This is a genomic window from Phyllobacterium sp. RCAM01083 (genome assembly GCF_055685835.1).
In genome coordinates, this window is sequence record NZ_JBVFZN010000005.1 from 1,561,855 (window position 1) to 1,581,525 (window position 19,671).

Annotated in this window: 22 protein-coding genes; 6 read left to right on the forward strand and 16 right to left on the reverse strand. The window is 58.4% G+C overall.

Annotation, left to right across the window (positions count from 1 at the left end):
* Positions 1–65: 65 nt before the first annotated feature.
* Together ACZ25R_RS14380 and ACZ25R_RS14385 are read right to left on the reverse strand one after the other, a co-directional pair.
* Positions 66–920, reverse strand: coding sequence for a heparin lyase I family protein (locus tag ACZ25R_RS14380; RefSeq protein WP_472461340.1), 855 nt, complete (start codon positions 918–920; stop codon positions 66–68).
* A 177-nt stretch (positions 921–1,097) separates the two neighbouring features.
* Positions 1,098–2,000 carry a LysR substrate-binding domain-containing protein gene (locus ACZ25R_RS14385; protein WP_472461341.1) on the reverse strand — a complete coding sequence of 301 codons (903 nt, stop codon included), beginning with the start codon at positions 1,998–2,000 and terminating at the stop codon, positions 1,098–1,100.
* 249 nt (positions 2,001–2,249) lie between these two features.
* Between ACZ25R_RS14385 and ACZ25R_RS14390 the strand changes: the two genes are divergently transcribed.
* Together ACZ25R_RS14390 and ACZ25R_RS14395 are read left to right on the forward strand one after the other, a co-directional pair.
* The gene (locus ACZ25R_RS14390; protein WP_472461342.1) at positions 2,250–2,438 is read left to right on the forward strand and encodes a hypothetical protein; all 189 of its coding nucleotides are present in this window, start codon (positions 2,250–2,252) and stop codon (positions 2,436–2,438) included.
* 441 nt (positions 2,439–2,879) lie between these two features.
* Positions 2,880–3,209, forward strand: a complete 330-nt coding sequence (locus ACZ25R_RS14395) for a VanZ family protein (RefSeq protein ID WP_472461343.1) — start codon at positions 2,880–2,882, stop codon at positions 3,207–3,209.
* 45 nt (positions 3,210–3,254) lie between these two features.
* Here the strand turns inward: ACZ25R_RS14395 and ACZ25R_RS14400 are convergent, their stop codons facing one another.
* A complete protein-coding gene (locus ACZ25R_RS14400) occupies positions 3,255–3,830 on the reverse strand; it encodes an isochorismatase family protein (RefSeq protein WP_472461344.1) in 576 nt (191 codons plus the stop codon).
* 889 nt (positions 3,831–4,719) lie between these two features.
* Between ACZ25R_RS14400 and ACZ25R_RS14405 the strand changes: the two genes are divergently transcribed.
* Positions 4,720–5,841, forward strand: a complete 1,122-nt coding sequence (locus ACZ25R_RS14405) for a porin (protein WP_403172940.1) — start codon at positions 4,720–4,722, stop codon at positions 5,839–5,841.
* A 780-nt stretch (positions 5,842–6,621) separates the two neighbouring features.
* On the opposite strand, the gene ACZ25R_RS14410 is transcribed toward ACZ25R_RS14405, so the two are convergent.
* The gene (locus ACZ25R_RS14410) at positions 6,622–7,179 is read right to left on the reverse strand and encodes a fasciclin domain-containing protein (RefSeq protein WP_223615728.1); all 558 of its coding nucleotides are present in this window, start codon (positions 7,177–7,179) and stop codon (positions 6,622–6,624) included.
* 183 nt (positions 7,180–7,362) lie between these two features.
* Between ACZ25R_RS14410 and ACZ25R_RS14415 the strand changes: the two genes are divergently transcribed.
* Entirely contained in the window at positions 7,363–7,614 is a 252-nt protein-coding gene (locus tag ACZ25R_RS14415) for a hypothetical protein (protein ID WP_472461345.1), read from the forward strand.
* A gap of 15 nt (positions 7,615–7,629) precedes the next feature.
* On the forward strand, positions 7,630–7,935 hold the full coding sequence (locus ACZ25R_RS14420; RefSeq protein WP_464659946.1) for a hypothetical protein: 306 nt from the start codon (positions 7,630–7,632) through the stop codon (positions 7,933–7,935).
* A gap of 332 nt (positions 7,936–8,267) precedes the next feature.
* Here ACZ25R_RS14420 and ACZ25R_RS14425 read toward each other — a convergent pair whose 3' ends face one another.
* From ACZ25R_RS14425 to ACZ25R_RS14450, 6 genes are all read right to left on the reverse strand, one after another.
* Positions 8,268–8,825: a MerR family transcriptional regulator gene (locus ACZ25R_RS14425; RefSeq protein ID WP_403172928.1), complete on the reverse strand. Its 558-nt coding sequence runs from the start codon at positions 8,823–8,825 to the stop codon at positions 8,268–8,270.
* A 131-nt stretch (positions 8,826–8,956) separates the two neighbouring features.
* Positions 8,957–9,277, reverse strand: coding sequence for an integration host factor subunit alpha (locus ACZ25R_RS14430; protein WP_091883889.1), 321 nt, complete (start codon positions 9,275–9,277; stop codon positions 8,957–8,959).
* A 123-nt stretch (positions 9,278–9,400) separates the two neighbouring features.
* On the reverse strand, positions 9,401–10,372 hold the full coding sequence (locus ACZ25R_RS14435) for a beta-ketoacyl-ACP synthase III (protein WP_105735591.1): 972 nt from the start codon (positions 10,370–10,372) through the stop codon (positions 9,401–9,403).
* 9 nt (positions 10,373–10,381) lie between these two features.
* Entirely contained in the window at positions 10,382–11,461 is a 1,080-nt protein-coding gene (plsX, locus tag ACZ25R_RS14440) for a phosphate acyltransferase PlsX (protein ID WP_464659943.1), read from the reverse strand.
* 221 nt (positions 11,462–11,682) lie between these two features.
* Positions 11,683–12,246 (reverse strand): YceD family protein, encoded by a 564-nt coding sequence (locus tag ACZ25R_RS14445; RefSeq protein ID WP_346306620.1) that lies wholly within the window; start codon positions 12,244–12,246, stop codon positions 11,683–11,685.
* 13 nt (positions 12,247–12,259) lie between these two features.
* The gene (locus ACZ25R_RS14450; protein ID WP_288193387.1) at positions 12,260–12,820 is read right to left on the reverse strand and encodes a ubiquinol-cytochrome C chaperone family protein; all 561 of its coding nucleotides are present in this window, start codon (positions 12,818–12,820) and stop codon (positions 12,260–12,262) included.
* A 123-nt stretch (positions 12,821–12,943) separates the two neighbouring features.
* On the opposite strand from ACZ25R_RS14450, the gene ACZ25R_RS14455 reads away from it, so the two are divergent.
* Positions 12,944–13,450, forward strand: a complete 507-nt coding sequence (locus ACZ25R_RS14455) for an outer membrane protein assembly factor BamE (protein WP_346306623.1) — start codon at positions 12,944–12,946, stop codon at positions 13,448–13,450.
* A 68-nt stretch (positions 13,451–13,518) separates the two neighbouring features.
* On the opposite strand, the gene ACZ25R_RS14460 is transcribed toward ACZ25R_RS14455, so the two are convergent.
* The 6 genes from ACZ25R_RS14460 to nrdR form a co-directional block, all read right to left on the reverse strand.
* Positions 13,519–15,675, reverse strand: coding sequence for a sodium-translocating pyrophosphatase (locus ACZ25R_RS14460; RefSeq protein WP_403172903.1), 2,157 nt, complete (start codon positions 15,673–15,675; stop codon positions 13,519–13,521).
* A 409-nt stretch (positions 15,676–16,084) separates the two neighbouring features.
* The gene (gene nusB / locus ACZ25R_RS14465; protein ID WP_223615721.1) at positions 16,085–16,591 is read right to left on the reverse strand and encodes a transcription antitermination factor NusB; all 507 of its coding nucleotides are present in this window, start codon (positions 16,589–16,591) and stop codon (positions 16,085–16,087) included.
* A 4-nt stretch (positions 16,592–16,595) separates the two neighbouring features.
* Positions 16,596–17,057 carry a 6,7-dimethyl-8-ribityllumazine synthase gene (gene ribH / locus ACZ25R_RS14470; RefSeq protein ID WP_091883905.1) on the reverse strand — a complete coding sequence of 154 codons (462 nt, stop codon included), beginning with the start codon at positions 17,055–17,057 and terminating at the stop codon, positions 16,596–16,598.
* A 56-nt stretch (positions 17,058–17,113) separates the two neighbouring features.
* Complete coding sequence (locus ACZ25R_RS14475) at positions 17,114–17,728, reverse strand: riboflavin synthase (RefSeq protein WP_223615720.1); 615 nt, start codon at positions 17,726–17,728, stop codon at positions 17,114–17,116.
* Positions 17,729–17,738: 10 nt separating this feature from the next.
* Positions 17,739–18,848 carry a bifunctional diaminohydroxyphosphoribosylaminopyrimidine deaminase/5-amino-6-(5-phosphoribosylamino)uracil reductase RibD gene (gene ribD, locus ACZ25R_RS14480; protein ID WP_472461346.1) on the reverse strand — a complete coding sequence of 370 codons (1,110 nt, stop codon included), beginning with the start codon at positions 18,846–18,848 and terminating at the stop codon, positions 17,739–17,741.
* Between the two features lie 5 nt (positions 18,849–18,853).
* On the reverse strand, positions 18,854–19,336 hold the full coding sequence (gene nrdR / locus ACZ25R_RS14485) for a transcriptional regulator NrdR (protein WP_472461347.1): 483 nt from the start codon (positions 19,334–19,336) through the stop codon (positions 18,854–18,856).
* Positions 19,337–19,671 lie beyond the last annotated feature (335 nt).

The following is a 19,671-nucleotide window of genomic DNA, read 5'->3' on the forward strand; positions in this document are numbered from 1 at the left end:
GACGGTTCCGAACCGGATAGTTAGAAATGCCTTAAGATGTGAACAGCGGTGTTGATGACCGGGCATCATCGCATCGGCAACGGATTGTCCGACCACGAGGGATCGCCTGCCGGATTTGCGGACCAAAACCGGATGCCCGTGAAATCGATCGATTGCACATTGTCCGGCAGGGCATCACGATAAATGCCAAAGCGCGGCTGGACGTCGATAAACGGGCGGCCGGATTCATCATGGACACCATGATCGGTATAGCCGAGAAGCCCTGTATACGGATCGCAACCGCGCCCGTTGAGCCAGACCTGCACCTGGCTTGCCCCCTCCTTCAGACTGGGCTTGATCATGACCTTCACATCATTCCAGTGGTCCAGGTCCAGGTGCCATGGACCGCATATTATTCTGGATTCCCCGAGATTGCAGTCGCTGGTTCCGCGCACCTTGACCAGGAAATCCGCCCCCGTGGCCGACGGGCGGGCCTCGACCTTGAACAGGGGATTGGCGGCGGGACACGCCCCTTGCGGCTTCTCGTCACGCGCCTGGATGTTCTGCTTTACCTGATGAATGACTGTCCGGTTGCCAATGCCCTGCCAGGGACGTTCAAGACGGAACCGGAAGCGGTACCAGGTCGGCGCATCGAACTTGACGACCTCCTTCCGCATCTGGATTTCCACACGTTCCGTCGATTTTTCGTCGGACTCTTTTTCAACGGCGTCGCCCGGATGCACGGAGAGGCGCAACACCGGCCCGGACGAAGGGGCAGCGCCGGAATCACAGGACAGGCGCGACCGCCATGCCCCCTGATCCAATTTCTTGCTGATCTTCCATAGGCTTGGGGGATGCTGCGGATCGGGTGCGCACAGCTCGGCAAGGTCACCTGACAGAGCCGGAGCCGCCTCCTGCGCTGCGGCTGACCCCACAACCATCAAGCTTAGGCTGAAGAAAACACAAGCTATCCACGAAAGACGTGCGTTCACGAAACGACCCCCCCTGTCCCATATCCTCTCATTCCCTTTGGTCATAAGCCGCAATCCCAATGGCAACATGACATAAAAGTATAAACCTGCATAAAACTGTACATTGCCTATGACGCTTGTCCTCGCTCAGGCAAATGTACGGATCGCCGGATGTTGAAACCGGCGCAGATTGGCGCCGAGCTGTTCAAAATCCTCTGTCCGGGGATCGCTGCGCCGCCAGGCCAGGACAATGGTGCGCGCATATCCGCTGCCCTGCAGCGGCAGGTAGTGCAGCCCATGAACGTCACTCACCGCAAGGACGGGCAGCAGGGTACACCCCTCGCCTGCAGCCACCATATATTTCAGGGTCTCCAGGCTGGTCGCATGCCGGTTCGTGGTGTCGATCTCCGCACAGGCGGCAATGGCCTGATCCCGCAGGCAATGCCCCTCCTCCAGCAGCAATCGCTCATGGGCGGACAGATCTTTCCATCCGGCACCGCCAGCCAACGTTGCCGCATGTCCCTCGGGACAGGCCATCACGAACGGTTCGTGAAACAGCGGGATTTCGCTCAAGGCCGGTTCTCCGGACGGTGTCGACATGAGCACGGCATCGAGGTCACCGCGCAGCAGAGCCGTGACGAGGTCGTCGGTGCGCCCTTCACCCAGCACGAAGGCAAGCGCCGGGTAGTGCGCGCGCAAGCTCTGGAGAATGCGCGGGAAATAATAGGGGCCAAGTGTGGCGATTGCCGACAGGCGCAACGTGCCGCCGAAGGCCTCCGCGGACCGGACGGACAGATCCAGCAGCCGGCGCGCCTCCAGCACCACACGGCGCATCTGGTCAAGGAGTTCCTGCCCCTGCGGCGTGACGATGACCCGCCGCGTCGTGCGTTCGAAAATCACCGTCTTCAGCCGCGTTTCAAGCTTGCTCACCTGTACGGAAAGCGAGGGCTGCGCAACCCGGCACTGTTCGGCGGCTTTGCCGAAGCTGCCCAGATCCGCAACCGCAATGGCATATTCCAGATCGCGAAGCGACAGGCCGGACAACGTCATGACGATCATGCTCCTTTCAATACAGGCCGATGGTCGAGCCACTTTCATGCGGCTGGTGGCCCATCGCACGGCAGGTATGACCTACTCATAGTCTATGCCTATTAGAATATGACAATTCTTATATTATGCCAATGTATATCAGCGCGGTATATCGGACATGCCTGACAGGGCGCGCATGAGCGGCGCCCGGGGCAAACGAACCAGGCCCGGTAGGGCCAAGGCATTTCCCGTTGTGTAAAGGAACGAATGATGACGACGAACGAACAGATACCGGTCAAGGAGATGGAAGTCGCGGCCACGATCAAGGCGCTGAATGCCGCACTGTCCGAAGCGGGAGTAGAGGCCGACAAGATCATCTCGATCCATTTCGTCCTGGGGGTCAAGGCAACGGTCGGACAGCCGGTCGAAGACAGGTACCGGGTCCATTACCGCGGCTGAATGAACGACACAGGACGACGCGGGAAACATGACGGCTTGATTGTGACAAACGCCTTTGGCAAGTGAGCTTCGCTTGAGCAACCCAAGCGTGGGGTCCAGTGCGTGCCTGCCTTCGCTCGGCGCTGCACTGGGCCTCGCCACAGGCGCATCAGCGCGCCGGCAGACATGCTGTCCCCGAGGCCGGACTGCATCTCAGTTTCGCCTCAGGTTCGGATAATCTCCTGCTCAGGTTCTCGTGTTATCACCCGCACGTTGTCACCTTCGGGCAACGGAGGCTCGGCATCCCATCACCCCCCGATGCCCCTTGCCGGGCCTCACCCGAAGGATACGGGTACCGCGCAGCGTGAAGTTTGCGCCCCCCGTACGCCGACATCCGGCTTTACCCTAAATTGCAGATTGTGACGGATTGGAACCAGGCGTTGAATGCGCTATGGGGTATGCATGAAGCTCATTCAAATCGCCGCCTGGCTGCTGTTCGCAGCCATACTTTTCATCACTGTCGACCCCATCAGCCTGCGGCCGGAGAGTGGCTTGCCGGTCAATGTCGAGCGCTTTGCCGCTTTTGCCGTGCTTGGCTTCGTCTTTGCAGCGGCCTATCCGCGGCGGTGGCTGCTCATCCTGGTTTTGGTGGTTGGCGCGGCTTTCGGTTTCGAGCTGGCGCAGATGCTTGCCCCCACCCGGCATGCCCGGCTGCTCGATGCCGTGGTGAAGGCGGCGGGCGGAGCCCTCGGGGTTGCCGCAAGCACGCTCTTCCTGCGCCTTTTGCGCTAAGGAGATTCGCCCCGCCATTGGCCAACGGCAAGCCCCGGAAGCATTTTACCTGCGGCGGGCCGTCTGGAAGCGGATATCGCCCGCGGCGCCCAAAAGGATGATGTCGTCACCCAGCGACCATTCCGCCGCCCGCGCCGCCAACCGTGCGGGAACAGCCTCTGAATTGCCCGGACCAGCCGGCACATCGTAGGTTGCGTGGCCATCATGGGAAAGGATCACCGCAAATCCCTTTTCCAGCGCGGCTCGCGCCGTCGCCGCCAGGCACATTTCCGACAGCATGCCGCAGATCGCCATCGACCGGACGCCATGCGCACGGAGCATATTCTCGAGCCCGGTGCCATCGAAGCCATCATCTTTGGACTTGCGGATCACCGCTTCGCGCGACTCAGGCGGAAAGAACAATTGCCAGCCATCGGTATTCGGCGCGTCAACCGCGCCGGCAGGACCGTCATTCTGCAGGAAGACAACCGGCACCTTGGCCGCGCGCGCATTCTCGAGAAGCCTTTTCACCGCACCCTGAAGCTGGACGCTATCCGGGACGGCTTCGGCTCCCGTGATGAAGGCATTTTGCACATCGACGATCACCAGAGCGTGGGCAGTTATCTCATCTTTTGTAAACACCAAGTCTCCACCCTCCTCCGTCCGCAGCGCCAACCGATAGGACAGTCGCGCGCCGAGGTTTATTCACTGTTTCGTGTATGGCCAGCCCGGCATTTGAACACCGGATATATTCCAAACCACCCGGAATCATTGCATATAAGAGGTCTCTCAAAAAAAGTCATAAGACATGAGGGGTGTGGAACATGCGAACAAGAATTAAGTTTCTGGGACGACAGAGCTGCAAGGAAAAAATCATCGTTCAGGCGGAGGAGCAGAGTCGCGCTGCTCAGATGAATTTTCAGGATTGCACAGCCGATGTGCAGGCGCTCGTCAGGCGTATACGACGAAAGGCGAGAATTAAACTTCTGACATCGCACAGATAATCCGCATTTCGGACGTGGCATGTCACCCATGCGTGTCTTGCAGCTGGCTGCAGCCATTGTTGAATGGCGTATCAATTGCGCTCAGAATCAGCCACAACCAAGCTGCCCGCAAGGGCAAGGCGCGACTGCTATCAACTTAAGGATAGGGTCGGGCGGGCTGATTGACGTCTCACCCGCTGCCACGAACGGACGTGGCCGCCTCCAGACTCAAACCGGGCGGTCAGGCACGGGAAACAGCAGATCCACCAGACCGCCGGCGCCACGCAGCTGGCGGAAATACCAAGCGAAAACCTGATAATATTTACAAACCCTATCACAATTTTGTTACAATAGCATGATATGCTTGTACGTTAAAGTATTCATGGTGATTATACTTGATATTAACCCTGTGTTAACTTATAGTTGCAAATCCGCAACAATAAAAATCCCATCGCTCCCGGCATTAAAGATTTGTAATTTGACATTTGACTCTACGACCAAAGTCGCAGAATACCGAATTGTCACTACCAATCTCATGGAGAGCAACAATGAACATTAAGAGCCTGCTACTCGGCTCCGCTGCAGCTCTGGTTGCAGTAACTGGCGCGCGCGCTGCTGACGCAGTTGTCGTCGCCGAACCTGAAGCTGTCGAATACGTTCGCGTTTGCGATGCATACGGCAAGGGCTTCTTCTACATTCCTGGCACCGAGACCTGCCTGAAGATCGGCGGCTATGTCCGTTACGACGCCAAGGGCGGCGACAGCGTATACACCGGCGGCCATGTCAGCGGCATCAAGGGCTCCGACGGCCTGAACGAAGACACCTATTACAAGCGCACACGCGCCACAGTTCGTTTCGACGCCCGTTCGGAAACAGAACTCGGCACACTGCGTTCGTACATTGAAACACGTTTCAACTACACGAACGGTTCCAACAGCGGTGGCCTCATTCCTAACGCGTTCATCGAACTCGGCGGTTTCCGCATCGGTGTTGCTGACGAACTGTTCGGTTCGTGGACCGGTTATGCCGGCAGCGTCATCAACGACGACGTGATCAACTATCAGTCCGGCACTTCCAACCAGGTTAGCTACACGTTCGCAGCTGGCAATGGCTTCTCGGCCATGATCGGTGCTGAACAGGGCGAATCCGAATCCGACAACGACGGCGTTTCGCACGACTACCGCATCAACGATTACATGCCGCATGTAGTCGGCGGTGTGAAGTACGAGCAGGGTTGGGGCGGTATCTCGGCTGTTGCTGGTTATGACTCGGTTATCGAAGAATGGGCCGGTAAGGTTCGTTTGGACGTCAAGTTCACCGACACAGTCAAGGCATTCGTCATGGGTGGCTATCAGTCGAACTTCGACGATAACTACGCGCATGCACGCAGCCTGAACTGGTTCGGCCGCTGGGAAGGCGACTGGGCTGTTTGGGGTGGTCTGTCTGCCAAGGTTACGGATAAGGCAACTGTCAATGCACAGGTTGCATACGAATCCGAAGGCACCGTTGCTGGTACTTTGAACCTGGCATACGAGCTCGTTCCTGGCTTCACAGTTACGCCAGAAGTCAGCTACACCAAGTTCGACGGTCATCGTAAGGATGTATCGATTGCCAACGGCGGCAACGACGATGCATTCGGCGGCATGATCCGCTTCCAGCGCAACTTCTAATCCTTAACAGGATTTGAAGATGTATCCGGGGCCCGTCCCCGGATACTCAGGCCTTGGCCCAACAAACATATGAATTGTGTTTGGCAATGGAGAAGGACTGCATTGCTGAACTGCGATGATGAGATCTCCAGTCACGTCATTTTTTGAAACGGTGGGCTTCGCGGCTCACCGTTTTTTACATGTGCAGCGCTCCGCGCGCTGCACGCCGGCCGGATCGACATGTTGTGATTTGGAAACCGGCACGTTTCCCGCTATATTCCGCCCTGGAATGCAGGAGGTTACGGATATGCGTGATCTTGATTTCTTGCTTGCAGTCATTGTGATTATCTTGCTGGCGTACCAGGCGAAACCGTCGCACCGGGTGTAAACGGCAAGAGTTGACTGACCTCTCCATTGAATGATCCAGGCAAGGATCGACTGTCCGTCGTATGATCCGGGAATATCCGTATACGAACCACAGCATTGGGCTTTCGGCATGGGCCGGGAGCGGAACGTCGTCAGGGAGCGAATGAACTATGGGAGAAGCGATTCTTCACACGCCGCACCATGCACAGCCTGCATCGCCCAAAACGATGCAAAAGGTGAGCAAACAAATTCCTAAAACTGCCTGTGACCCGACAAAACTCTCTTCGATCCTGCGGTTGGCCAAAGGTGGATTCAGCCACCGGCGCTTCAAGCATGACACCAAGTAGGTTTTGACCGGAGAAACAAAAAGCCCGTTATCGGAACGCCGATAACGGGCATGCTGGGGTGTCGGCCGGAGCAGCGTTTGCCGCTGTCTTATTTTGGCAGGAGAACCTTGTCGATCACGTGAATGACGCCGTTCGACTGCTTGACATCAGCGATCGAGACATGAGCGACATTGCCCTTCTCATCCTTGATCGAGATTTTGCCGCCCTTTTCGCTGACAGTCAGAATGCAGCCACCGACCGTCTTCACCTTGTGCGAGCCGCCGTCGTCCTTGATCATCTTCTTGATCGTCATGGACATGGCGTCAGCTGCCACCACATGGCAGGTGAGAACCTTGGTGAGCGTCGCCTTGTTTTCCGGTTTCAAAAGCGTCTCGACAGTGCCTTTTGGCAGCTTGGCGAAAGCTTCGTTGGTTGGCGCGAATACCGTGAACGGTCCCTTGCCCTGAAGCGTTTCGACAAGACCGGCCGCCTTGACCGCGGCGACAAGTGTTGTGTGGTCCTTGGAGTTGACCGCATTCTCGATGATATTCTTGTTGGCATACATCGGTGCGCCGCCAACCATCGGGTTGTCCTTTGCCAATGCTGCTCCGCTCAGTGCTGTAACCGCCAAAAATCCGGCGAAAATACCTGCAGTCAATTTACCCATTGTATTGCTCCGCGTTTGCCTCCCCTTCCTGGGGAATGCAAACAAGAACGAGGGCTTGACCGGGAAAGTTTCCGGCAGGTGCATTTATTATTTTTCCGGGCGCTGACATTCGAACAAAACCCGGGGGGAACCGAAACGGCCCCTGCCCGTTATAGGCTTGTCATGCACAGGAGCAGATAAAGAATGGCAATATTTTCCAAAACTACCGATGATATCCAGGACGACGTCGACGCTCAGATCGCAGCCTTGCGCAAGGAAGTGTCGAAACTCACGGCCAATCTCGCCGACATGGGCGGCGAAAAGCTGGACGATGTGAAACGCGTTGCCACCAATCAGGTGCGCTACGCCGCCGATGCGGCCAAGGAAAACCCGCTAGCAACCCTTGCCATCGTGGCAGGCGCAGCCCTGCTCATCGGGCTTGTTTCAAGACGCTAACGAAGGGTGATGGCCATGGACAGTGCTGAACCAAGCCGCAACGACGAGGATCGCGCCCGTTTGCAGCGCGAAATCGAAGATCTGAAGCGCGATCTGGCGGCGCTGACGCAGTCGCTCGCCGACAAGGGTGTGCAACTGCTCGATGATCTCGAAGGCGATGATTCCTCGGCCTTTGAAGCCATCAAGGACGGCGGACGGCGGGCAGCACATGCTGTCGGCCATCAGGCCCGCAAAATCGGCGGTATCCAGACGCAGAATTCCGTGTCGACGCTGATGGTCATTGCGGGCCTCGGCATCGTCATCGGTATGCTGGCCCGTTGAATCAGTTGCAAAATTTTTTTCAAAATATTTTGGAACTTTTGGCCGATGGCGGCGTTTCCACAATACTGGTCCCCCAACCAGCTAGGCTGAACCCCACAGCCAACCCCAAATCCCAGCTTTCACTCCCCGTGGAAGCTGGGTTTTTTGTTGGCGGGAGCGCGGTGCGTGGTTCGACAAGCTCACCATGAGGGAATTCATTTGATTGCAAGGCCAATCGGATACGTTGCAGCCTATGGCTCCCTGCAATCCTCAACCTCCCTCATGGTGAGCTTGTCGAACCACGAACAACCTTATTGCCAGCCTGCAACTCTGCAGCGAATTGCGCGGTGAACCTAGCGGACCTGATCCAGCAGGCGCTTGCATTCCAGGAGGTCGAAAAGCGTTTCCTGCAGCAGGGTCCGGTTGTCCTTTGACAGCCGCTTGCCGTCGGCCGCCACCGGACCGTCGTCGTCGCCCTTGATCAGGCCGAAGAGACGCCGGCCATGGGACGATGATTTCGGCGATCCCATGATGGCGGCTTCTTCCGCCGCGTCGGCGCGTTCCTGCTCGGCGGAATGCGCTTCCTCCTCGCGAACGGCCGCCTGCTTCTGCTGGCTGATGGCTTCGGCGGCAGCGGTGTCGCCGCTGCCGAGCGCAATGATGAACTGCGCGCCATTTTCCCGCAAAAGCCGCTGCACGCCCTTGATCGTATAGCCCTGATCATACAGCAGATGGCGGATGCCCTTGAGCAGGTCGACATCGAGCGGGCGATAGTATCGTCGTCCGCCGCCGCGCTTCATCGGTTTGATATGGGTAAAACGCGTTTCCCAAAAACGCAGAACATGCTGGGGAAGATCGAGATCTTCAGCAACTTCACTGATGGTTCTAAAAGCGTCGGGACTCTTGTCCATGTTTTCACCCTTTCAGGAGAAAATCTGATTCGACGCCCATTTCAGCGGTTTATCAAGTGGTTTTCAAGTACAACGCGAGATTGCCCCACAGCAATCTCGCCCAGGGAGCCGAAGCACCCTGCATAAATCCGCTATGCAGATTTCTTCTTGCGTGCCTGATGCGAGCGCAAAATGCGCTGTTTGAGCACATTGGACGCCTTGAACGTCATGACCCGGCGAGGCAAAATGGGCACCTCTTCACCCGTTTTCGGGTTGCGGCCGATGCGTTCGTTCTTGTCCCGGACCTGAAACGTGGCGAACGATGACAATTTGACCGTTTCGCCACGAACAATGGCATCACATACTTCATCGAGAATGGTTTCGACGAGTGAAGCTGACTCCGTGCGTGAAAGCCCTACCTTGCGATAGACTGCTTCGGCCAGATCAGCGCGCGTAATGGTCTTACCCCCCATACGATCTCTAAGCTCTCGTTTGTTGCAAAACTATCAAGGTGGAAGCGGAAGTTATAGGATCAAATCCGATAGGGCAAGCAGGTAAAACAGTTGATAAAACAAACTGCTGACCCAACCGGACCATCACCACCGTAGCAGAACTGCACCCCACGTAAAGCCCCCGCCCATGGCTTCAAGAAGGACAAGATCGCCCTGCTTGATCCGCCCGTCGGCAACCGCTGTCGCCAGGGCCAGGGGGACGGACGCCGCGGAGGTATTGCCATGCTGGTCGACCGTAATGACCACTTTTTCCTCGGCGAGGTTCAATTTCTTGGCTGATGCGTCGATGATGCGCTTATTGGCCTGATGCGGAACGAACCAGTCGACATCCTCGGCAGTGATCCCGGCTTCCGAGAACGAGGCCTCGATGACGTCGGTGATCATGCCGACCGCATGCTTGAAAACCTCGCGGCCCTCCATGCGCAGGTGACCAACGGTCTGGGTGCTGGATGGTCCGCCATCCACATACAACTTCTGCTTGTGCGAACCGTCGGACCGCAGGTTGGCGGTGAGGATGCCGCGATCGGATGTCAGGCCGCGTCCCTCATTGCCCTCAAGCACAACGGCACCGGCGCCATCGCCGAACAGGACGCAGGTCGTGCGGTCATTCCAGTCGAGAAGCCGCGAGAATGTCTCCGAACCGATGACCAGAACGCGCTTGGCCATGCCACCGCGAATATAGAGGTCGGCAGTGCTGATGGCATAGACAAAGCCGGAGCAGACCGCCTGCATGTCGAAGGCAAAGCCATGGGTCATGCCGAGGCGTGCCTGGATATCGACGGCGGAGGCCGGGAACGTATTGTCGGGCGTCGAAGTCGCCAGAATGATCAGGTCGATGTCGTCCGGTGTCATCCCGGCATTGTCGAGCGCTGCGCGTGCTGCTGCCTCGCCCAGCGAAGCGGTTGTTTCGCCCTCGCCTGCGATATAGCGCTGACGGATGCCCGTCCGCTGCACGATCCACTCGTCGCTGGTTTCGACAATGCCTTCCAGATCGGCGTTCTTGACCAGACGCGCCGGTTTGGCCGCCCCTACACCTCTAACAACGGACCGGATCATTTATTTTTCCTACGCCTGTGGTTCTATCTCAGCTTCTGAATCATTTTCGGTCTCGCCCTGAAAAGCGACCCCGACCGGGCTTTTGTGAAAATGGCTCAGATCCGAGGCAATTTTGCTCAGGAGCTTGTTGCGCGCCATATCATAGCCGACATCGACGGCGGACGCGAAGCCCAGCGCATCGGTTCCGCCATGGCTCTTGATGACAACGCCATTGAGCCCGAGAAACACGCCGCCATTGATCTTGCGCGGGTCCATTTTCTCCCGCAGATGATTGAATGCGCCCTTGGCGAAGAGATAGCCGATCTTGGCCATCAATGTGCGGCCCATGGCATCGCGCAGATACTGCGCGAACTGCTTGGCCGTCCCCTCCGCCGTCTTTAGGGCGATGTTTCCGGTAAATCCTTCGGTGACCACCACATCGACGGTGCCCTTGCCGATGTCGTCGCCTTCGACGAAGCCGTAATATTCAAGGCTTGGCAAGGGAATCTCGCGCAAAATGCGCGCAGCATCCTTGACGTCGTCCTGTCCCTTGATTTCCTCCACCCCGACATTGAGCAGGCCGATCGTCGGGCGTTCGATCTCGAACAGCGAACGGGCCATGGCGGCGCCCATGACGGCGTAGTCGACCAGCTGCTGCGCGTCGGCACCGATGGTCGCGCCGATATCGAGCACGATGCTCTCACCGCGCAATGTCGGCCAGATGCCGGCAATGGCCGGGCGTTCGACATTGGCCATGGTGCGCAGGCAGAATTTCGACATGGCCATCAGCGCGCCGGTATTGCCCGCCGATACGCAGACATCCGCTTCGCCGGTTTTCACTGCCTCGATGGAGCGCCACATGGATGACTTCCAGCGGCCGTTGCGCAAGGCCTGGCTGGGTTTTTCGTCCATACGCACCGACACGTCGCAATGGTGGAATGTCGAGCTCGCAAGCGTGGGATGACGGTCGAGAACCGGCCTTACCTCTTCCTCACGACCGAAGATCACAAACCGGATATCAGGATGGCGCTCCAGCGCCGTTGCCAGACCGGGAATGACGATCTCAGGACCGAAATCACCGCCCATGGCATCAATGGAAATTCTGATCACTCTCGATTGTCCTGTTCAGTGAGTATGCTTGCTGGGTTTATCAATTGCTCAAAGACTCGGCGAAAATAGTCAATTTCCGTCGCTGTACAACCGGAATCTGCCGGACCTCCGGCACATAGACTGGAATCATTGTGAAAAACACTGCCCCTTTTTGGGTATTTTCCGTTGTTATAGCCCATCAGGGCAGTATTTCGATAGTCAGCCTCAGGAAATCGTCACAATCAAGGCTTCTGTTTCCAGTCCTTGAGGCCGGCAAACGGACTGACTGGCTTCTCCGCTGTTTCATCATCACCGAAGACAACCTCGATGGGTGCATCCGATACGCCCTCCTTGCGGGGGTATGGGTCAATGGCCAGCTCGAAAAACTCCTCGGCTATGGCACCGGCATCCAGCGTATCGCCGGAAAATGTCTCCGGTATATCGGGACCGTCGGCGCTGATGATCAGCTCGCCGTTCTCATCGAGCGGCAAACGCGCCAGCTTGGAGTTCTCCGGCACGAACAGCGTATCCACTTCCGCATTGACGACCGCATCGACAGGATCCGACGTGACAACACAGGACTGGACGATCCGGGCCTTCACCACGCCGCGCACGCGTATGCCGTCCTTCTTCCAGGGAACAATCTGCAGATCGGCCTTGAACGACGTCACATCCTGCAATTCGTGAAAGTCCCGCAGCGCTATGCGCTCGCGCTCGTCCGCTTCGATCTTGACGGTCAGTCCCTTCTGCGGAAGCCGTTTGACCGAGATCGGGAAACTGAGTGCGCCATCGATATTTCTTGTCATTTTGCTCCCCTTCCTAATTCTGCAGGGTTTCTGCACCGGCGCTGGCGTCCGGAAAGGCCAGCTGCCCGCGGGCTATATCTTCATCCGACTGGTTTTCCAGGAACAACGCCGCTTGGATGGTGTATCCGGCCAGCGCGGAGGCGCCTGTCCATTCGCTGGTGTCAGGGCGGACATTGCGGGCCAGTGCGGCCGCCAGTGCCGGATGGTCGTTGGTCTGGAGCGCCTTGTCATAGGACTCCACCCGGCCATAGAACATGCGCGCCAGCTTTTTCATCCGCTTCGGGATACCGGAGTCGCCGATCCCAAGCTCCCGCAGCGAGTGATCCACGTCCCGGAAGAATTCATCCGTCACTTCCTGTCCGATCATCTTGAGGGCTGGCGTCCTGCCCTTTATCCGGCGCATGAAAAGAAAAACGTGCAAAGATACCATTTCATAGCGTCCGAGCGGCGAATCCGGCACATCAATGTCAGAATAGAGGTATGGCTGCCGCGCCGCCGCCACGATCACATCGTAGAGGGCTGTGGTAATCGCCTCATTTGCTTTGGCCTTACGGCTGAATAAATTGAGAATCATATATGTGCTTTCACTTGGGTCGGGCCGCAACACGAGTCGCCGGTTGCATCGGACTTCAAGGTGGTTTACCGAAGTTCTGCGGGCAGCGAAAGACGTGGCCCCACTATTGAAATGGAGATGTCGTTGTTGCAGCGGATTTTCAAGGCCGATCGTTCCCGGGAATATCTTCTCGCCGGAACTCTGTTTTTTGTCGTAGGGCTTGCCGGCTGTAATACCGCCAACCTCAATCCATCCGAAACATTGTCGGAAGGCTATATTCTCGACGAGAAGGCGCTGGCATTCGTTCCGGTCGGGTCCAGCCGCGAGCAGGTCATCCTGTCGCTTGGCAGCCCGTCTTCAACGGCAACCTTCGACAACGAAGTCTTCTACTACATTTCCCAGAAGCGCAAACGCAGCGTCGCCTTCATGCAGCCGAAGGTGACCGACCGTCGCATTCTTGCGGTTTATTTCGACCAGAAAAGCAAGGTCGCCAGCATTTCCAATTACGGATTGCAGGACGGCAAGGTTTTCGACTTCATCTCCCGCACCACGCCGACCGGCGGCAAGGACCTGTCGTTCCTCGGCCAGCTGCTTGCGGGCGTTGGCAAGGCGCCCGGTTCCATTGGCGCGGGCGGACCTCCCGGTCAGTAATCCCTGCGCTGAAAACAAAAAACCCGCGAAACCTGATTTCGCGGGTTTTTCTTTGACGTGATGGATGCTTATCCGTGCGCAAGCACTGCCAGCAGCAGCAAGGCCACGATGTTGGTGATCTTGATCGCCGGATTGACCGCAGGGCCAGCCGTGTCCTTGTAGGGATCGCCAACCGTATCGCCGGTCACGGAAGCCTTGTGGGCTTCGGAGCCCTTCAGGTGCCGCGTTCCATCCTTGTCGACAAAGCCGTCTTCGAAGGACTTCTTGGCATTGTCCCAGGCGCCGCCGCCGGATGTCATCGAAATGGCAACGAAAATGCCATTGATGATCACGCCGAGAAGCGAAGCACCGAGCGCGGCGAAGGCCGAGGCTTTTGAACCGGAAATCAGCAGCACGCCGAAATAGACGACGAGCGGCGCCAATACCGGCAGCAGCGACGGCACGACCATTTCCTTGATGGCGGCGCGGGTGAGAATATCCACCGCCCGCGCATAATCCGGACGCTCCGTACCGGCCATAATGCCCGGCTTTTCACGGAACTGCCTGCGCACCTCTTCCACCACGGAACCTGCTGCCCGGCCAACGGCCGTCATCGCGATACCGCCGAAGAGGTAGGGGATGAGACCGCCGAAGATCAGACCGGCGACAACGTAGGGATTGGACAATTCGAACGATACGGCGCCTATTCCCTTGAAATAGGAGAAGGCCGTCGAACCATCCTTGTTCGCTTCGCTGATGAAGAACTGCAGGTCGTTGGAATAGGCGGCAAACAGCACCAGCGCGCCCAAACCGGCCGAACCGATGGCATAGCCCTTGGTCACGGCTTTCGTCGTGTTGCCAACGGCATCCAGTGCGTCGGTGGACTTGCGCACGTCCGGATCAAGCCCGGCCATTTCCGCGATACCGCCGGCATTGTCCGTCACCGGACCGAAGGCATCGAGCGCAACGATCATGCCGGCAATGCCGAGCATGGCGGTAACGGCGATGCCGGTGCCGAACAGCCCGGCAAGCTGGTAGGTCGAGATGATGCCGCCGACGATGACCAGGGCGGGCAGCGCCGTCGATTCAAGCGACACGGCCAGACCCTGGATGACGTTGGTGCCGTGGCCGGTCACCGACGCCTGGGCAATCGAATTGACCGGACGCTTGTTGGTGCCGGTATAATATTCGGTGATCACCACGATCAATCCCGTCACCACGAGCCCGACAAGGCCGCAATAGAAGAGGTTGATGCCGGTGATCGACTTGCCTGCGACCGTTCCCACCTCACCCCAGCCGACAGTCATCGACGTGGCAAGGGCAAGACCGGCAATCGACAGAAGACCCGTCACGATGAGGCCCTTGTAGAGCGCGCCCATGATCGAGTTGTTCGCACCGAGCTTGACGAAGAACGTCCCGGCAATCGAGGTGATGATGCAGGCGCCGCAGATGGCGAGCGGATAGAGCATGACCGTGCTCAGGACGGGCGTTGCGGCAAAGAAGATGGCACCCAGAACCATGGTGGCAACAATCGTCACCGCATAGGTTTCGAAAAGGTCGGCCGCCATGCCGGCGCAGTCGCCGACATTGTCGCCCACATTGTCGGCAATGGTTGCCGGGTTGCGCGGGTCATCTTCGGGAATTCCGGCTTCGACCTTGCCGACGAGATCGCCGCCGACATCGGCACCCTTGGTGAAGATGCCACCGCCAAGACGGGCGAAGATGGAAATAAGCGACGCACCGAACCCGAGGGAGACAAGCGCGTCAATGACAACACGGTCCGCAGGCAGATGGCCCATCGGGCCGGTCAGGATATAATAATAGACCGAGACGCCCAAAAGCGCGAGACCGGCGACCAGCATGCCGGTGATCGCGCCGGATTTGAACGCGATCTCGAGACCGGCGGCGAGACTGCGGGACGATGCCTGCGCCGTGCGCACATTGGCACGGACGGAAACATGCATGCCGATGAAACCGGCAAGCCCCGACAAGACAGCACCGATCATGAAGCCGACTGCCGCGGTGGAAGACAAGAGGTACCAGACTGCTAGAAAGACAACGACGCCAACCATGGCGATCGTGGTATACTGACGTGTGAGATAGGCCTGTGCACCTTCGCGAATTGCACCGGCGATTTCTTGCATGCGCGCATTGCCCTGGTCCGCTGCGAGCACCGATTGGGTAGCCCAGAAAGCGTAAACGACAGACAGCAGACCGCAGGCGATGACGAGAAACAGTATAGTCATGCCACTCCCTCAGATTTTGACCCGAAAAATACCCCTCCCCAGGTCAGGTTCGGTACGGCACGCAAAATCTGCCAGGCCGGCAGAAACGCGACCGTATGTACTAGGAGTAACGAAGCGGATGCGAAAAGGTCAAGGCCTTTCGCTGAGGCGGCTCAGGGTTGGGATAAGCTTGCCGGATTCAGCCCCATACGGGGCGTGATGCACACCGCACGGCTCGTGGTGCGTGGTTCGACAAGCTCACCATGAGGGAGAGTGAGGATTGCAGGGAGCAATGTTCTGCAATGTCTCGATTCTGCAATATTTCCGGTTAGCCTGACAGCACCGCTCTGCCTCATGGTGAGCTTGTCGAACCACGCACCCGAACACAGGCAACCATCAGTTGGATTGGCTGAATACGTTATCGAACGTATCAGCCGCGCGGGTTCTTCGCGCCGCGGCTTTCACCGCGCAATTCGAAGGCCAGACGGTCGAGCACGGCATTCACCAGTTTGGGTTCGTCTTCCGTGTAGAAGGCCTTGGCGATGTCGATATATTCCGAAACGATAACCGCCGTCGGCACATCGGGACGGTTCTTCAGTTCCCAGATACCGGCGCGCAGGATCGCCCGCAGCGTGGAATCGAGCCGCGACAGCGGCCAGTCTTCGGTCAGGGCCTGACGGATCATCGGGTCGAGGGATGTCTGCTCGGCAACCACACCGGCGACAATGGCGCGGAACCATTGCGGATCGGCATCCAGATACTGCGTACCGTCGACTTCCTTGCCGAGACGGTGCGCTTCATATTCCGCCACCACCTCGATCACGCCGGTTCCGGCAACATCCATCTGGTACAGTGCCTGCACCGCCGCCAGGCGGGCAACGCCGCGCTTGTTGGCGGGCTTTACAGCGGGACTTTCCCCATCTTTGGAAGCAGGCATCCGGTCAGGCTCCGAGTTTTTCCTTGAGGGCAATCATGGTCAAGGCAGCGCGCGCTGCAAAGCCACCCTTGTCCTTGTCCTCGCGGCGGGCACGGGCCCAGGCCTGCTCTTCGTTCTCGACGGTGAGAATGCCATTGCCGATGGCAATGCTTTCATCCACCGCAAGCTCCATCAGAGCACGGCAGGATTCATTGGCAACGATATCGAAATGATAGGTTTCGCCGCGAATGACCGTACCAAGCGCCACGAAGCCATCATACTCCGTTCCGCCGTCTTCCGCTGCATCGAGGGCAAAGGAAATGGCGGCAGGCACTTCAAGCGCGCCGGGAACGGTCACGACATCATAGGTTGCCTTGCCTTCATCGAGCGCCAGCTTGGCACCGTTCAGCAGGGCATCCGACAGGTCGTCGTAGAATCGCGCTTCCACGATCAACAGATGGGGCGCATGCGCCTTTTTTTTGGACATGGAAAACTCCAGAACTCAATGGGGGTGGCGAAGATGCTCCGCCTCTGCGTGTGGTCCTAGGCTGATTTCGGATATTCTGCAAGCCGTGCAGCGTATCTCGCCATCTGATCGATCTCGATATTCACCTTGTCACCGGCCTTGCGGTCGCCCCAGGTGGTGACTTCAAGCGAATGGCGGATCAGCAGGACATCGAATTCATTGCCATTGACGGCATTGACGGTCAGCGACGTGCCGTCGAGCGCCACGGAGCCTTTCGGCGCGATGAACCGCGCCAGTTCTTCCGGCACCCGCAGCGTGAAGCGGACGGCATCGCCCTCATCCTCGCGCTTGACGATCTCGGCCATGGCATCGATATGGCCGGAGACAAGGTGTCCGCCCATCTCGTCGCCCAGCTTCAGCGAGCGTTCCAGGTTGATGCGCGTGCCGTTCTTCCAGTTGGCGATGCTGGTCAGGCGCAGAGCCTCTTCCCAGGCTTCCACCTCGAACCAGCGGGCATTCGAACCCTTTTCCGGCAGCGTCACGACGGTCAGGCACACGCCTGAACAGGAGATGGAGGCGCCGATCTCGATCGTCTGCGGATCGTAATTGGTCTCCACGCGCAGAAGCACGCCTTCATTGAGCGGCTTGACCTGACCTATCTTGCCGATATCCGTTACAATTCCCGTAAACATGCATGGTTCCTCAGATGGGTCTTACGTATTCGCGATAGTGATCGTCACCGAAGCGGTCATCCCGCGACAGTGTGAAGTCACGAGCGATATGGGAAGAAAGTTCCGGTACTGCAAGACCGCCGTCCGATCCGATTGCCAGCGGGCCTTCAAAAAGCGCAATGCGGTCAACGAGATCGTCCTGCAGAAGCGCGGACGCGACAGCAGCACCGCCCTCCACCATCAGCGTGGCGATGCCCTGCGCGGCCAGATCGTCGAGCAGTTCCGGCAGCGCGGTTGCGCCGCAATCGGTTTCGGTCGCGAGCATGCGGCAGCCCGCCGCGACCAGCGCCTGGCGCTTGACCGGATCGGCCTGGGCGCTGGCGGCAATCCAAAGGGGAACGCTACCCGCCGATTGCACCAGCTTGCTGTCCAGCGGCAGACCCAGCCGGCTGTCGAGCACGACGCGCACCGGCGAACGGTTTTCCAGCCCCGGCAGACGGCAGGTCAAGACGGGGTCATCGGCCAGCGCCGTGCCGATTCCCACGAGAATGGCATCGGATTCAGCCCGCATCAGGTGCACTTGCGCCCGCGCAATCGGGCCGGTGATGGCAATCTGGCCCGTCCCGTGCCTGCCGATATAGCCATCGGCGGAAAGTGCAAGTTTCAGAGTCACTTCCGGGCGTTTTTTCGATGATCGAATCAGGTAGCCGGCGAGATAATCGGCGGCTTCCGCCGCCAGAACGCCGGTCACCACCTCGATGCCGCCATTGCGCAGGATGGCATAGCCCCTGCCCGCCACCCGGTCATCCGGGTCATTGGCGGCGGCAACGACGCGGCTGACGCCCGCCGTGACCAGTGCATCGGCACAGGGCGGCGTCTTGCCGTGATGGGCGCAGGGTTCGAGCGTGACATAGGCCGTGGCGCCCCTCGCCCGCTCGCCAGCCTCGGCCAAGGCTTGTGTTTCCGCATGCGGCCGCCCGCCGATGGCGGTCACACCACGCCCGGCAATGACACCATCCTTGTCGACAATCAGCGTGGCGACGGACGGGTTTGTTCCCGTCAGCCCCTGATGGCTGCGCGACAGACGAATGGCCGCAGCCATGTAGCGCCGGTCAAGCGCACTCTGCTCCGATGGGTTCATGCGGTTCACTCATCCTCGACCGGATCGGACGCAACATCGCCAGCGGTGATTTCGTCGATCACATTGTGGAAATCCTTGGCCTCGCGGAAATTGCGGTAGACCGAGGCGAAGCGGATGTAGGCGATGTCATCGATGCCTTTCAGCGCATCCATGACCAGCAGGCCGATTTCGTCGGAGCTGACCTCCGGTTCGCCGGAGCTTTCGAGCTGGCGGACGATGCCCGATACCGCACGCTCCACCCGTTCCGGATCGACCTGCCGCTTGCGCAGCGCCACTTCCACCGAACGCATCAGCTTGTCGCGGTCGAAAGCCACCTTGCGGCCACTCTTCTTGATCACGCTGAGATCGCGCAGCTGCACGCGCTCGAAGGTGGTGAAGCGCCCGCCGCACACGGTACAGATGCGCCGTCTGCGGATCACCGCCCCATCTTCGGCGGGGCGGGAATCTTTCACCTGAGTATCCTCAGACTGGCAGTAGGGACAACGCATCGTTTGGCTTTCCGGAGATGATTCTGAAATCGGTAGTGGTCCGATTCTGACATTTGCGTCCCTTTGATACAGGCCATTCAGGCAAATGTCAGAATCAAAGGACCACTAGCAAGTCTATGATACTAGTGGAACTTTGAATTTGACATCCGCATCTTGCGGGTGATGTCAAACGGGGTGCGGATGTCAAATTCGTTCCACTAGGGGAAGATAGTGGCTTTCGGTACGATATAAAAGCACCCTGGCCGCAACGATGTGTCAAAGAAATGGTTGGTGCGGCTAATCTTGACCGGCGGGTGGCAAAGCTGCTGTGTGTGGTTCGACAAGCTCACCATGAG